The organism is Brevibacterium metallidurans (assembly GCF_037101285.1).
Taxonomy (GTDB): Bacteria; Actinomycetota; Actinomycetes; order Actinomycetales; family Brevibacteriaceae; genus Brevibacterium; species Brevibacterium metallidurans.
In genome coordinates this window covers 50,993-65,643 of sequence record NZ_BAAAAF010000006.1, presented here as the reverse complement: position 1 = coordinate 65,643, position 14,651 = coordinate 50,993, and the positions used below count along the sequence as shown (strand labels likewise).

Sequence of the window (14,651 nt, the reverse complement as noted above, 5' to 3'; positions counted from 1 at the left end):
GATGGTGAGCAATTAAACTAGTCTGGAATCGGTGCGGGAACGCACGCACCAGCACAGACGCAGCGCGGACACCCGCACCGCGCCACGACGCACCACGTGAAAGGCCATGGATGAAGACGGCAGAGATCAAACAGCGCTGGCTCGACTACTTCGAGGCGAACGGACACGTCGTCGTGCCCTCGGCGTCGGTCATCAGCTCGGATCCCTCGATCCTCTTCAACATCGCCGGCATGGTGCAGTTCATCCCGTACCTCACCGGACGTGAGCCCGCCCCCTTCCTCCGCGCCACGAGCGTGCAGAAGTGCGTGCGCACCGCCGACATCGAAGAGGTCGGCAAGACGACCCGCCACGGCACGTTCTTCCAGATGAACGGCAACTTCTCCTTCGGCGACTACTTCAAGCGCGAAGCCATCCGCTACGCGTGGGGACTGCTCACCGCCCCGACCGCCGAGGGCGGACTCGGCTTCGACCCCGACCTGCTCTGGGCCACCGTCCACGAGGACGACCTCGAGACCATCGACCTCTGGCTCGAGGAGACCTCGGTCCCGCGTGAGCGCATCCAGCTGCGCGGCAACGAGGACAACTTCTGGCACACCGGCCAGCCCGGCCCCGGCGGCTACTGCTCGGAGATCTACTTCGACCGCGGCCCCGCCTACGGCGCCGAAGGCGGACCGATCGCCGACGAGGACCGCTACATCGAGATCTGGAACCTCGTGTTCATGGAGTTCGAACTCTCCGAGGTCCGCACGAAGGTCGACTTCGACATCGCCGGCGAACTGCCCGCGAAGAACATCGACACCGGCATGGGCCTCGAACGCGTCGCATTCCTCCTCCAGGGCGTGGAGAACATGTACGAGATCGACGAGGTCTTCCCCGTCATCGCCGAGGCCAGCCGCCTCTCGGGCCGCGAATACGGCTCCGACCACCACTCCGATGTGCAGATGCGCGTCGTCGCCGACCACGTCCGCTCGGCCCTGATGATCATCGGCGACGGCGTGCGCCCCGGCAACGAAGGCCGCGGCTACATCCTCCGCCGCCTCATCCGCCGTGCCGTGCGTGCGATGCGCCTCCTCGGCGTCACCACCGAGGTCATGCCCTCCCTGCTGCCCGTGTCGATGAACGCGATGAAGCACTCCTACCCGGAACTCGAAACGGACTTCGACCGGATCTCGCGCATCGCCTACGCCGAGGAGACGGCGTTCCTGCGCACTCTCGAATCCGGCACGCAGCTCTTCGAATCCGCCTACGAGAAGCTCGGCAGCGCGGACAAGACGATCTCCGGCGACGTCGCCTTCGCCCTCCACGACACCCACGGGTTCCCGATCGACCTCACCCTCGAGATGGCTGCCGAACACGGTGTCAACGTCGACGAAGCCGGCTTCCGCACGCTCATGGCCGAACAGCGCACCCGCGCAAAGGCCGATGCGAAGGCGAAGAAGGGCGGCGCGCACGCCGACCTCTCCGCCTACTCGGCACTCCTCGAGGGCGGGGCGAGCGAATTCGTCGGCTACGACGACCTCGAAGCCGACTCCCGCATCCGCGGCATCGTCGTCGACGGCGAATCCCGGGACAGGCTCACCACCGGGGAGACCGGCGACCTCGTCCTCGACCTCACCCCGTTCTACGCCGAATCCGGCGGCCAGCGCGCCGACGTCGGGCTGATCTCCGGCGACGGCTTCACCGCCCGCGTCCTCGACGTGCAGAACCCGGTCAAGGGCCTCGCCGCCCACCGCATCGAGGTCGTCGACGGGGAGATCCCCGTCGGCGCCGACGTGCTCGCCGCCGTCGACCACGACCACCGCTTCCAGGGCTCGCAGGCGCACACCGCCACGCACCTCGTCCACGCCGCCCTGCGCGAGATCCTCGGCACCCACGCCGTCCAGGCCGGTTCGCTCAACCAGCCCGGCTACATGCGCTTCGACTACTCCTACCCGGAGGCCCCGAGCGCGCAGATGCGCGGCGAGATCGAAGACGTCGCCAACCTCGCTGTGCGCTCGAACTACCAGGTCGGCACCGAATACCTGCCGTTCGAGGACGCGAAGCGCTCGGGCGCGATGGCCCTGTTCGGAGAGAAGTACCCGAACATCGTCCGCGTCGTCGACATCGGCGGACCCTTCTCCCGTGAGCTGTGCGGCGGCACCCACGTCGGCGCCTCGGCGGAGGTCGGACCGATCTCCGTGCTCTCCGAAGCCTCCGTCGGCTCCGGAGTCCGCCGCATCGAAGCCGCCGTCGGCATGGACGCGTTCCGGTCGCTCGCGGCCGAACGCACCATCGTCTCCGCCCTCTCCGACATGCTCAAGGTGCCCGGCACCGACGTCAAGGACCGCGTCTCCGAGCTCATGGCGAAGCTCAAGGACGCGGAGAAGGAGATCGGCCGGCTCCGCTCCCAGCAGCTGCTCGCCCAGGCCGGACGCTTCCTCGAGGCCGCCGAAACCGTGGGAGAGCACCTCTTCGTCGTCGCCGACCTCGGCGAGGTCGCCAGCGGCGGAGACGTCCGCACGATCGTCACCGACCTCCGCGCCCGGGTGAGCGACCGCGCCGCCGTCGTCCTCGGCATCGGCGTGGCCGGCGGCAAGCCCGTCGTCGTCATCGCCACCACTGAGGCGGCCCGGGCCGCGGGAGCGCAGGCCGGCAAGCTCGTCTCCCTGGCCAGCTCCACCCTCGGCGGGGGAGGCGGCGGCAAACCCGACCTCGCGCAGGGCGGCGGCAGCGACGCCACGCAGATCCCCGCGGCGATCGCCGCGGTCAAGGCGGCCCTCACGTGACATTCCGGCGCGGCCGACGACTCGGCCTCGACATCGGCTCGGTGCGGATCGGGGTCGCGGCCTGCGACCCCGACGGGATCCTCGCGACCCCGCTCACCGTGGTCCGCCGCACCGACGAACCCGCGGCCCTGCGGCAGCTGAAGGAGATCATCGCCGAATACGAGCCGATCGAGATCCTCGCCGGTGACCCCCGGTCACTCGACGGCTCGGCCCGGGCCGCGGCCGGCGCCGCCCTCGACTTCGCGCGCCGGATCGACACCGATGTGCCCATCCGCCTCGTCGACGAACGCTTCACCACCGTCGAGGCGCACAACTCGCTGGCCGCGGCCGGCAAGAGCTCCCGCCAGCGCCGTGAGATCGTCGACGCCCAGGCGGCCGTCATCATTCTGCAGAACGCGCTCGAGTCCGAACGCAACACGGGCAGCCCCGCAGGCCGCGAACTGCCCCCACAGGAGAGTGAGCAATGATTCCGTTCCCCGGTGAGTTCTCGGAAGACGAAGGGCTCTCACGCGCAGAGCTCAAAGCGAAGAAGCGGCGGCGGATGATGCGCAAACGGCGCACCACCGTCATCGTCCTCATCTGCGTGCTCGTCTTCGGCCTCGGCGGCTTCTTCGGCATCCGCGCCGCCGGCGGCGTCGTCGACGACCTCTTCGGCGGCGGCGCCGACTACGAGGGCAACGGCACCAGCGAGGTCACCCTCGAGATCCAACCCGGCTCGTCGGCCCGGTCGGTGGCGAACCAGTTCGTCGAGGAAGGCGTGATCAAGGACTCCAAGCCCTTCCTCAAGGAAGTCGAACGCCGCAACGTCACGATCCAGGCGGGCCCGGTGATCATGCGCAAGGAGATGAGTTCGAAGGCCGCCGTCGACGCACTCGTCAACCCGATCAAACCTCCGAAGATGACGATCGCCGAAGGCAGGAAGATCGAGCAGATCAAAGCGACGATGATCGAATCCGGGATGCAGCCCGATGCGGTCGACAAGGCCATTGACGACAAGACCCCGAAGGACTACGGCCTCGAGGTCGACGCCCCCAGCCTCGAGGGCTACCTCTACCCGGCGACCTACGACCTCGACAAGGCGAAGACCGCTGAGGACATCGTCAAGGAGATGGTCGCGAAGACGAAGCTCGAACTCGAGACCGCCGGCATCGCGAACAAGGACGCCAACCGCATCCTCACCCTCGCCAGCCTCGTCGAGGTCGAATCGCCCGGCGACGAGGAGACCCGGAAGAAGGTCGCCCGCGTCTTCCTCAACCGGATCTCGGACAAGTCGCAGACCGGTCAGCTGCTCCAGTCCGACGCCACCGTCGCCTACATCTTCGGCGCCCGCGCGGACCTGACGACGACGAAGGAGGAGCGGAACTCCGACAGTCCGTACAACACGTACAAGAAGAAGGGCCTGCCTCCCGGGCCGATCAACTCCCCGAGCGCCGGCGCCGTCGACGCCGCACTCAACCCCGCCGACGGCACGTGGCAGTTCTTCGTCGCGACCAACCCCGACACGGGGGAGACGAAGTTCGCCAACACGTACTCAGAGCATCAGAAGAACGTCGAGGAGTACCGGAAGTGGCTGCGGGAGAAGAACGGGTGAGTCCCGTCCGCGCCGCGGTGCTCGGCCGGCCGATCGCGCATTCGCTCTCCCCGGCCCTCCACCGCGCCGCGTTCTCAGCCCTCGGGCTGGGCGACGGTGAGTACACCCGGGCCGAACTCGGCTCGGAGGACCTCGCCGACTTCCTCGACGCCCACCCCGAGCACACCGGATTCTCCCTGACGATGCCGCTCAAGGAGCGTCTCGTCGACCTCGCCCGTGAGCGGGGCTGGCGGATCGAGGAGACCGCCGAGGCGACGGGGGTCGCGAACACGTATGTGGCCACCACCCCGCCGACGGTGGCCAACACCGACGTCGACGGCATCGTCCGCGCCCTCACACCGGCACTGGCGGAAAGCGACAGTGCGCCGTGGTTGACGAGCGACAGTGCGTCGCGCGCGACGATCCTCGGGGCCGGAGCCACCGCCCGGTCGGCGCTGCTCGCGTGTCATCGTCTTGGGATCACCGAGGTCGACCTCCTCGTGCGGAATCCCTCCCGCGCACAGTCCGCCGCCGAACTCGCCGACCGCCTCGGGTTCGCCCTGTCGATCGGACAGCTGAGTACGATCCGTCCCTCCGCGATCGTCGTCTCGACCCTGCCCGCCGAGGCGGCCCCCGCCCTGAGCTGGGACGCGGGCTCGGGTGCGGCGCTCGATGTCGCCTACGCCGCGGATTCGGCGTTCCTCGCCTCCGCCGCCGCACACGGGTACGTACCCGTGCCGGGCACGGCGATGCTCGTCGAGCAGGCCGTCGCCCAGTTCGCGCTCTTCCTCACCGCCGCCACGGGCACCGAACCGACGGACGCCCAGCTGGAGACGGTCGCTGCGGCGATGCACTCGGCCGTCCTCGACCGCGCGAGCTGACGGAGCCGTCGATGGCCGGACTGACCGCAGCAGAGGGGCTGCCCGCCGCAGCCGGACTGCCCGCCGCGGCCGGACTGCCTGCCGCGGCCCTGTTCATCGTCGTGTCCATGGCTCTCGCGGCCCTCACCGCGATCCTCCTCGTCACGACCCCGGCGCGCTGGCTCCACGACGCCTCCCACTCAGCCGAAGTCACCGGATCCCGCGCCTTCCGCCCGTGGCTGCTCGTCCTCATCGGCGTGCTCATCGCCGGGGCCGCCGCCCTCAGCGTGGCCTCCGACCTCCTCACTGCCCTCGCCTGGACGGCCACGGCACCCGGCAGCGGGACCACGTTCGCCCCGCTGGCACCGAACTGGGTCGACCTCGCACTCACGGTCCTCCTCCTCGGCGCCGTCGCCGGAGCCACCCCGGTCCTCATCGTCACCGACCTCCTCGTCCGGCGTCTGCCCGACCGGATCGTCTACCCCCTCATCGGCCTCACATGCGCTGTGATCGTCACCGGCATCCTCCTCGGCGCCTCGCCGAGGTGGTGGTTCGCCCTCGCCTGGGCCGCGGCAGGGCTCGCCCTCTTCGGCGGCCTCCACCTCCTCGGCCGCGTGCTCCGACGGCCGACGATGGGTCTCGGCGACGTCAAGCTCGCGTTCGTCGTCGCAGGCCTCGCCGGTCTCGTCGACCCGTGGGCCCCGGCGCTCGTCCTCGTCCTCACGATGCTCATCGCCGGCGTGTGGGCGATCCTCGCGGGACTGCGCGCCGGCAGTCTGGCCGGGGTGACGATCGCATTCGGTCCCGCGATGCTGACCGGATTGTGGGTGGGGTCGGTGTCGGCACCGTTCGTTCTATAGAATCGGTGGAATGTTGAGATGGCTGACTGCAGGAGAGTCCCACGGCGAAGCGCTGATCGGGATCATCGAAGGGCTTCCCGCCCATATCCCCATCACCAGGGACGACATCCGCGTCAACCTCGCCAGGCGCCGACTGGGCTACGGCCGCGGCGCACGGATGAAGTTCGAAGCCGATGAGGTCCGCATCCTCGGCGGGGTCAGGCACGCCAAGACGCTCGGCTCACCCGTGGCGATCGAAGTCGGCAACACCGAATGGCCCAAATGGGAGACGGTGATGAGCGCCGACGCCGTCGACGAATCCGAGCTCGACGGTCAGGCCCGCAGCGCCCCGCTCACCCGCCCGCGTCCCGGCCACGCCGACATCGTCGGCATGCAGAAGTACGGCTTCGACGAGGCCCGGCCGGTCCTCGAACGCGCCTCTGCCCGTGAGACCGCGATGCGCGTGGCCCTCGGCACGGTCGCCGCGAAGTTCCTCGCCGAACTCGGCATCACCATGGTCTCTCACACCGTGGCCATCGGCGGCGTCGAGAACGCCCCCGGCGCCGACGCCCCGCTGCCGCGGGCAAGCGACGTCGACGCCCTCGACGGCGACCCCGTGCGCAGCTTCGACCCCGACCTCTCCGCCCGCATGGTCGCCGAGATCGACGACGCGAAGAAGGCAGGTGACACCCTCGGCGGTGTCGTCGAGGTCCTCGCGTACGACCTGCCGCCGGGCCTCGGCTCCCACGTCCACTGGGACCGCCGCCTCGACTCGCGCCTGGCCGGCGCCCTCATGGGCGTCCAGGCGATCAAGGGCGTCGAGGTCGGCGACGGCTTCCTCACCGCGACCCGTCCGGGTTCGGCCGCCCACGACGAGATCCTCGTCGCAGGCTCCGGCTACCGCAGGTCCTCGAACCGGGCAGGCGGCACCGAAGGCGGCATGTCCACCGGCGAACCGCTGCGGGTGCGCGCGGCGATGAAGCCCATCGCCACGGTCCCGCGCGCCCTGAAAACCGTCGACGTCTCCACCGGGGAGCCGGCGAAGGCCAACCATCAGCGCTCCGACGTCTGCGCGGTCCCCGCTGCCGGCGTCGTCGCCGAGGCGATGGTCGCCCTCGTCCTCGCCGAGGCGGTCGTCGAGAAGTTCGGCGGCGACTCCGTGGCGGAGACGAAGCGGAACCTCGAGGGCTACCTCGCCGCCATTCCGGAGAACCTCCGCATCGGACGATGAACGAGCACCCGCTTCCGAAACCGGTGCCGCCGCTCGAACCGGTGCCCGCCGCGCATTCGCGCATCGTGCTCACCGGTCCGCCGGCGGCCGGGAAGTCGACGATCGGCAGACTGCTCGCCGACCGCCTGGCCCTGCCGCTCATCGACACCGACGCGAACATCGTCGACCGCTACGGCGTCATCGCCGAGATCTTCGAACACCGCGGCGAGGACCACTTCCGCACGCTCGAACGCGAAGTCGTCCGTCGGGCGCTGCGCCGTCTCCTCGACCGGCCCGGCATCGTCTCCCTCGGCGGGGGAGCGATACTCAACTCCGGCACCCGCGCCCAGCTGCTCCACCCCGCGATCAAGGTCGTCCACATCGACATCGACGTCGAGACCGTCGCCCCCCGCCTCAACGCGCCTCACCGGCCGCTCCTCAAAGGAGCGGGCACCCCGGTGGAGAACTGGCTCGCGCTCGTGACCGATCGCGAACCCCTCTACGAACAGGTCGCGACCTTCCGCGTGCAGGCCTCGAGCTCGCCGCCGTCGACCGTGGTCAACCGGATCGTCGACGTGCTCACGGGCCTCCAGCGCGCCGAGGAGTACGCGAAGTACCAACAGACGAAGGAGAGCACATGAGCGTGACCACGATCGACGTCGACGCAGGAGGGAAGTACCCGGTCCTCGTCGGACACGGACTCCTCTCCCAGTTGCCCGAACTGCTCGGGCCGCAGGTGGAGAAGGTCCTCGTCATCCACCCCCGGGCCCTGCGCACGACCGGGGAGACGGTCCGCGACGACCTCGCGGCGACGGGACTCGACGCGATCGTCGCCGAGATCCCCGACGCCGAGGAGGCCAAGCACATCCAGGTCGCCGCCTTCTGCTGGCAGGTCCTCGGCCAGTCCGACTTCACCCGCACCGACGCGATCGTCACCGTCGGCGGGGGAGCGGTGAGCGACCTCGGCGGCTTCGTCGCCGCGACCTGGCTGCGCGGCATCCGCGTCATCCACATCCCGACCACCGTCCTCGGCATGGTCGATGCCGCCGTCGGCGGGAAGACGGGGATCAACACCGCCGAGGGCAAGAACCTCGTCGGCTCCTTCCACGCCCCGGCAGGTGTGCTCGCCGACCTCGACACCCTGCGCACCCTGCCGGAGAACGAACTGTTCACCGGCCTCGCCGAGGTCGTCAAGACCGGTTTCATCGCCGACCCCGTCATCCTCGACCTCATCCGCGACCACACGCGGGAGGAGATCGGCGATGTCGACGGACCCGTGCTGCGCGAACTCATCGAACGCGCGATCGCCGTCAAGGCCGAGGTCGTCTCCGGCGATTTCACCGAGGCCGGCCGCCGGGAGATCCTCAACTACGGCCACACCCTGGCCCACGCGATCGAACACAAGGAGCGCTACCAGTGGCGCCACGGTGCGGCCGTGTCCGTCGGGATGGTCTTCGCCGCCGAGGTGGCCGCCATGGTCAGGAGCCTGCCCGCCGAGGTCGTCGACGAGCACCGCGCACTGCTGTCCAAGCTCGGCCTGCCCACCGGGTACCGCTCCGACGTCTGGCCGCAGCTGCTCGAGACGATGAAGCGGGACAAGAAGTCCCGCGGGTCGATGCTGCGGATGGTGCTCCTGTCCGACGTCGGGTCGCCGGCGACGGTGGAGATCCCCGACGTCTCCCTGCTCCACACCGCCTACCAGGAGATCGGCGAGGAGTCCCCGCGGAAGCTGCTCGGGCCCGCGCTGTGAGATGCACCCGCACAGGCCGCGTGGTTTCACGAGGCCTGTGCGGGCTTGGTAGAATCGTTCATCGGCAAACAGCCTCACCCGTAGCGACCGCGTCGACGGGGACGATGATGTGAAGAAGGACGGATTAGTGGCGACAACCAACGACCTCAAGAACGGTCTCGTGCTCAACCTCGACAACCAGCTGTGGCAGGTGCTGGAGTTCCAGCACGTCAAGCCCGGCAAGGGACCGGCCTTCGTCCGCACGAAGCTCAAGCACGTCATCTCCGGCAAGATCATCGACAAGACGTTCAACGCCGGCACCAAGGTCGAGACCGCCAACGTCGACCGCCGCGACATGCAGTACCTCTACCATGACGGCTCCGACTACGTCTTCATGGACGCGAAGGACTACGACCAGGTGACGATCCCGTCCGCCCTCGTCGCCGACGCCGCGAACTACATGCTCGAGAACCAGGAGCTGCAGGTCTCCTTCCACGACGGCACCCCGCTGTCGGTCGAACTGCCCGCCTCCGTGGAGCTGACGATCTCCCACACCGAGCCCGGCCTCCAGGGCGACCGCTCGACCGGCGGCTCGAAGCCCGCGACGCTCGAGACCGGCTACGAGATCCAGGTTCCCCTCTTCCTCGAAGAGGGCACGAAGATCAAGGTCGACACCCGCACGGGTGACTACCTCGGTCGCGTCAAGTAAGTGTCGGCACGCTCTCGGGCCCGTCGCCGGGCCCTCGAACTCCTGTTCGAAGCCGGACAGCGGGGACTCGACATCGACGAGGTCGTGGCGATGCGCTCGAACGACCCCGCCTACCCGATGAAGCCCTACGCCGTCGAGATCGTCGACGGGGTGAAGGCGAAGCGGGAGGAGATCGACGAGATCATCTCCACCTACGCTCAGGGCTGGACGCTCGAGCGGATGCCCGCCGTCGACCGGGCGCTGCTCGAGATCGGCACGTGGGAGATCCTGTTCAACGACGAGGTCCCCGACACCGCCGCGATCGACGAGGCTGTGACCCTGGCCAAGCAGTTCTCCACCGACGACTCGCCGGGGTTCGTCTCGGGGCTGCTCTCGCGCATCCTCGACGTCAAACCCACCCTGATCTGAACCGCTGCGTCCGGTCTCCGGACGCAGCGGCTCCAGCCGCCCGAGCCACGCGCTAGACTTGGGCTGGACACGCTCCTTTAACCACCGTCCAGAGAGGCGGAGAAGGGCAGACATGACAGAGCGAACAGTGCTCGACGGCGCAGACATGCGCCGGGCGACGACCCGCATCGCCCACGAGATCATCGAATCGAACAAGGGCACGGACGACCTCGTCCTCCTCGGGATCCCGCGGCGCGGGGTCCCCCTGGCCGACCGCCTCGGCGCCCATATCGCTGAGATCTCCGATCGTCCCGCCACCGCGCCGAACCTCGTCGGCAGCCTCGACATCACGATGTACCGCGACGACCTGCGCTCGGGCGCCTACCGCGCCCCGGAGCCCACCCGGATCCCCGAGGCCGGCATCGACGGCCGGACCGTCGTCCTCGTCGACGACGTCCTCTTCTCCGGGCGCACGATCAGAGCCGCCCTCGACGCGCTCTCCGACCTCGGCCGGCCCGCGAAGGTCAGGCTCGCCGTCCTCGTCGACCGCGGCCACCGCGACCTGCCGATCCGCGCCGACCATGTGGGCAAGAACCTGCCGACGTCGAGCAGCGAACGCGTCAACGTCGCCCTGTCCGAGATCGACGGGCACGACGCGGTGACGATCTCGGGAGGCCGCGAATGAAGCACCTGCTCGACACCTCCTCGCTCTCACGGGAGGACGCGATCGGCATCCTCGACATCGCCGAGGAGATGACCCAGGTGAGCACGCGCGAGGTGAAGAAGCTGCCCGTGCTGCGCGGACGCACCGTCGTCAACCTCTTCTTCGAGGACTCCACCCGCACCCGCCTGTCATTCGAAGCCGCCGCCAAACGACTCTCCGCCGACGTCCTCAACTTCTCCGCGAAGGGCTCCTCGGTGTCGAAGGGCGAGAGCCTCCAGGACACCGTGCAGACGATCTCCGCGATGGGCGCCGACGCGATCGTCGTCCGCCACTCCGCGGCCGGCACCGCCCAGCGGCTGGCCGACACCGGCTGGATCGACGTGCCCGTCGTCAATGCCGGCGACGGCACCCACGAACATCCCACGCAGGCCCTGCTCGACGCGTTCACCCTGCGCCGGGCGCTCGGCGGCTTCCCCGCCTCGGGTGCGGCCGGGGAGGGACCGCGCGGGCTGGGACTCGACGGGGCGAAGGTCGCCGTCGTCGGCGACATCCTCCACTCGCGGGTGGCCCGCTCGAACGTCCACCTGCTCCACCGCCTCGGCGCCGACGTCCACCTCATCGCCCCGCCCACCCTGCTGCCCTGGGGAGCGCAGACCTGGCCGGTGACGATCCACTACGACTTCGACCAGGCACTCGGATCCGTCGACTTCGACGCGGTGATGATGCTGCGCGTCCAGCACGAGCGGATGCACGAGTCGTTCTTCCCCAACGCCCGCGAGTACTCCCGGCTGTGGGGGCTGAGCGAGGCACGGCTGCGCCGCCTGCCGCAGGAGGCCTTCATCATGCACCCGGGCCCGATGAACCGCGGGTTCGAGATCTCCGCGGCCGCCGCGGACTCACCCCGCGCCCTCGTCCTCGACCAGGTCGAGAACGGTGTGAGCGTGCGCATGGCGGTCCTCTACCGCCTGCTGACCGGTCAGGAGGAGACCATTGACTGACTATCTCATCGAGAATGCCGACATACTCGGCCGCGGACGCGGAACCCTCGCGATCTCCGACGGCACGATCGTCGACCCCGAACTGCTCGGCCCCGAGGCCGAGCGGATCGACGCGACCGGGCTCATCGCCCTGCCCGGCCTCGTCGACATGCACACCCACCTGCGCGAACCCGGCAAGGAGGACGCGGAGACGGTGCTCACCGGCTCCCAGTCCGCAGCCGCCGGCGGCTACACGTGCGTGCACGCGATGGCCAACACCGCACCGGTCGCCGACACCGCCGGCGTCGTCGAGCAGGTGCACCGGCTCGGACGCACCGCCGGCTACACCGAGGTCGTGCCCGTGGGGGCCGTGACGATCGGCCTGGAGGGACGTCAGCTCGCCGAACTCGGGGCGATGGCCCGCTCCGAGGCCCGGGTGCGGATGTTCTCCGACGACGGCATCTGCGTCTCCGATCCGCTGCTCATGCGCCGGGCCCTCGAATACGTCAAGACCTTCGACGGCGTCATCGCCCAGCACGCGCAGGAACCGCGCCTGACCGAAGGCGCGCAGATGAACGAGGGCCTCGTCTCCGCCGAACTCGGACTGCCCGGGTGGCCGGCCGTCGCCGAGGAGTCGATCATCGCCCGCGACGTCCTGCTCGCCGAGCACGTCGGCTCCCGGCTCCACGTCTGCCACGTCTCCACGGCCGGCAGCGTCGACATCATCCGCTGGGCGAAGTCGCGCGGGATCATGGTCACCGCCGAGGTCACCCCCCACCACCTCATGCTCACCGACGAACTCGTCCGCAGCTTCGACCCCGTCTACAAGGTCAACCCGCCGCTGCGCACCGACGCCGACGTCCAGGCTCTGCGCGAGGCCCTCGCCGACGGCACGATCGACGTCGTCGGCACCGACCACGCCCCGCACACCGCCGAACACAAGTGCGGCGAATGGTCGGCCGCGGCGATGGGCATGGTCGGGATGGAGACCGCCCTGGCCGTCGTCGTCGCGGCGATGGCCGACCACGACTTCGACTTCGGCGACGTCGCCCGCGTGATGTCGCAGGCACCCGCCCGGATCACGGGGGCGACCGGGCACGGCAGCCTCGAGACCGGAGCGAGTGCGAACATCGTCCTCATCGACCCTGCCGCCCCGCACACGATCACCCCGGCCGAGCACCTCACGAAAGGCCGGAACAACCCGTTCGCCGGCATCGAGGTGAGCACGAAGGTCACCGACACGTTCTTCTACGGCCACCGCGTCCTCGCCAACGGTGCGCTGAGCACACCCCACCCGTCAGGAGCGTCATGGACAGAAGCGTGAGCGTCCTCATCATCGCCGGCGTCGTCGTCCTCATCATGCTGGCCCTGACCTGGGGCTGGACCCGACGCAAGAGCCGCCAGACCGAGGTCGCGGCCCCGGCCAAACCGCACCTGGGCATCACCCCGATCGCCGACCCCGTCGAAGGCTCCTACGTCTCGACGACGACGGCCGGCAACCCGCTCGACCGGGTCGCCATCCACGGCCTGGGCATCCGCACCACGGGAGAGCTCGTCGTCACCGACGGGGGAGTGATCATGGACCTCGCCGGTCGGGAGGACTTCCTCATCCCGCGCGCCGACATCGTCTCCGTCGACACCACCTCGGGGATGATCGGCAAGTTCGTCGAACGCGGCGGCATCGTCCGCATCACCTGGCGCCTCGGTGAGACCCTCGTCGACACCGGCTTCCGCGCCCGCTACGCAGCCGACACCGCGCCCACCGTCAACCGCATCAGAGAGATGATCGTAGAGGCACCATGAGACTTTCCACCACTCCCGCCGTCCTCGTGCTCGAAGACGGCCGCACGTTCACCGGGTCCGCCTACGGAGCAGTCGGGGAGACCGTCGGCGAAGCCGTCTTCGTCACCGCGATGTCCGGCTACCAGGAGACCCTGACCGATCCGTCCTACCACCGGCAGATCGTCATCCAGACCGCGCCCCACATCGGCAACACCGGGGTCAACGCGACCGACGACGAGTCCCGGAAGATCTGGGTCGCAGGCTACGTCGTCCGCGACGCCTCCCGGATCTCGTCGAACTGGCGCTCCGAAGGCGACCTCGAGACCCACCTCGCCGAGGCGGGGATCGTCGGCATCAAGGACGTCGACACCCGGGCGCTGACCCGCCATCTCCGCGACAAGGGGGCGATGCGCATGGGCATCTTCTCCGGTCCCGCCGCGGCGGCGGACCCCGGGGCCATGCTCGAGACCGTGCTCGCGACCCCGCCGATGGCCGGCGCCCAGTTGGCCGAAGAGGTCAGCGTCACCGAACCCGAACTCGTGCCCGCGGTGGGGGAGAAGCGCTTCTCCGTCGCCGCCGTCGACCTCGGCATCAAGGGGATGACCCCGCAGCGGCTGGCGGAGCGCGGCATCGACGTCCACGTCGTGCCCGCGACCGTCACCTTCGAGGAGATCGAGGCTCTCGGCGTCGACGGCGTCTTCTTCTCCAACGGCCCCGGCGACCCGGCCACCGCGGACGCCCAGGTCGGTCTGCTGCGCGAGGTGCTCGCCGCGCGGATCCCGTTCTTCGGCATCTGCTTCGGCAACCAGCTGCTCGGCCGCGCGCTCGGCTTCGGCACCTACAAACTGCCCTTCGGCCACCGCGGCATCAACGTCCCCGTCATCGACCGGACGACCGACAAGGTCGAGATCACCGCGCAGAACCACGGCTTCGCCGTCGACGCCCCCCTGCACGGGGAGACGATCGCGCCGGCCGATGAGTCCCTGGGCCGGGTGACCGTGTCACACGTGTGCCTCAACGACGACGTCGTCGAGGGACTCCAGTGCCTCGACGTGCCCGCCTTCTCCGTCCAGTTCCATCCCGAGGCCGCCGCGGGACCCCACGATTCGGACTACCTGTTCGATCGGTTCGTCGACCTCATGTCCTCCCGCGCGTAAGG

The 14,651-nt window shown here is 69.4% G+C and carries 15 protein-coding genes; all 15 read left to right on the top strand.

The window, feature by feature from the left end:
• Positions 1 to 110 precede the first annotated feature (110 nt).
• Positions 111 to 2,765 (top strand): alanine--tRNA ligase, encoded by a 2,655-nt coding sequence (gene alaS / locus AACX88_RS09405; RefSeq protein WP_339392750.1) that lies wholly within the window; start codon positions 111 to 113, stop codon positions 2,763 to 2,765.
• Positions 2,762 to 3,232 carry a Holliday junction resolvase RuvX gene (gene ruvX, locus AACX88_RS09400; RefSeq protein ID WP_339392749.1) on the top strand — a complete coding sequence of 157 codons (471 nt, stop codon included), beginning with the start codon at positions 2,762 to 2,764 and terminating at the stop codon, positions 3,230 to 3,232. The genes alaS and ruvX overlap by 4 nt, the downstream gene beginning before the upstream one ends.
• The gene (gene mltG, locus AACX88_RS09395) at positions 3,229 to 4,356 is read left to right on the top strand and encodes an endolytic transglycosylase MltG (protein ID WP_339392748.1); all 1,128 of its coding nucleotides are present in this window, start codon (positions 3,229 to 3,231) and stop codon (positions 4,354 to 4,356) included. Before ruvX ends, mltG begins: the two co-directional genes overlap by 4 nt.
• A complete protein-coding gene (locus AACX88_RS09390) occupies positions 4,353 to 5,216 on the top strand; it encodes a shikimate dehydrogenase family protein (RefSeq protein WP_339392747.1) in 864 nt (287 codons plus the stop codon). The genes mltG and AACX88_RS09390 overlap by 4 nt, the downstream gene beginning before the upstream one ends.
• Before the next feature lie 11 nt (positions 5,217 to 5,227).
• The gene (locus tag AACX88_RS09385) at positions 5,228 to 6,055 is read left to right on the top strand and encodes a prepilin peptidase (protein ID WP_339392746.1); all 828 of its coding nucleotides are present in this window, start codon (positions 5,228 to 5,230) and stop codon (positions 6,053 to 6,055) included.
• Positions 6,056 to 6,065: 10 nt separating this feature from the next.
• A complete protein-coding gene (gene aroC, locus AACX88_RS09380) occupies positions 6,066 to 7,265 on the top strand; it encodes a chorismate synthase (protein ID WP_339392745.1) in 1,200 nt (399 codons plus the stop codon).
• A complete protein-coding gene (locus AACX88_RS09375) occupies positions 7,262 to 7,885 on the top strand; it encodes a shikimate kinase (RefSeq protein ID WP_339392744.1) in 624 nt (207 codons plus the stop codon). Before aroC ends, AACX88_RS09375 begins: the two co-directional genes overlap by 4 nt.
• The gene (gene aroB, locus AACX88_RS09370) at positions 7,882 to 8,994 is read left to right on the top strand and encodes a 3-dehydroquinate synthase (RefSeq protein WP_339392743.1); all 1,113 of its coding nucleotides are present in this window, start codon (positions 7,882 to 7,884) and stop codon (positions 8,992 to 8,994) included. Before AACX88_RS09375 ends, aroB begins: the two co-directional genes overlap by 4 nt.
• 127 nt (positions 8,995 to 9,121) lie before the next feature.
• A complete protein-coding gene (gene efp, locus AACX88_RS09365; protein WP_339392742.1) occupies positions 9,122 to 9,682 on the top strand; it encodes an elongation factor P in 561 nt (186 codons plus the stop codon).
• Complete coding sequence (nusB, locus tag AACX88_RS09360) at positions 9,683 to 10,090, top strand: transcription antitermination factor NusB (protein ID WP_339392741.1); 408 nt, start codon at positions 9,683 to 9,685, stop codon at positions 10,088 to 10,090. It abuts the gene before it with no gap.
• Between the two features lie 112 nt (positions 10,091 to 10,202).
• The gene (pyrR, locus tag AACX88_RS09355; protein WP_339392740.1) at positions 10,203 to 10,754 is read left to right on the top strand and encodes a bifunctional pyr operon transcriptional regulator/uracil phosphoribosyltransferase PyrR; all 552 of its coding nucleotides are present in this window, start codon (positions 10,203 to 10,205) and stop codon (positions 10,752 to 10,754) included.
• Positions 10,751 to 11,731 (top strand): aspartate carbamoyltransferase catalytic subunit, encoded by a 981-nt coding sequence (locus AACX88_RS09350; protein WP_339392739.1) that lies wholly within the window; start codon positions 10,751 to 10,753, stop codon positions 11,729 to 11,731. Before pyrR ends, AACX88_RS09350 begins: the two co-directional genes overlap by 4 nt.
• Entirely contained in the window at positions 11,724 to 13,034 is a 1,311-nt protein-coding gene (locus AACX88_RS09345) for a dihydroorotase (RefSeq protein WP_339392738.1), read from the top strand. Before AACX88_RS09350 ends, AACX88_RS09345 begins: the two co-directional genes overlap by 8 nt.
• Positions 13,019 to 13,513: a PH-like domain-containing protein gene (locus tag AACX88_RS09340; RefSeq protein WP_339392737.1), complete on the top strand. Its 495-nt coding sequence runs from the start codon at positions 13,019 to 13,021 to the stop codon at positions 13,511 to 13,513. Before AACX88_RS09345 ends, AACX88_RS09340 begins: the two co-directional genes overlap by 16 nt.
• Positions 13,510 to 14,649 carry a glutamine-hydrolyzing carbamoyl-phosphate synthase small subunit gene (gene carA, locus AACX88_RS09335; protein ID WP_339392736.1) on the top strand — a complete coding sequence of 380 codons (1,140 nt, stop codon included), beginning with the start codon at positions 13,510 to 13,512 and terminating at the stop codon, positions 14,647 to 14,649. The genes AACX88_RS09340 and carA overlap by 4 nt, the downstream gene beginning before the upstream one ends.
• Positions 14,650 to 14,651: the final 2 nt, after the last annotated feature.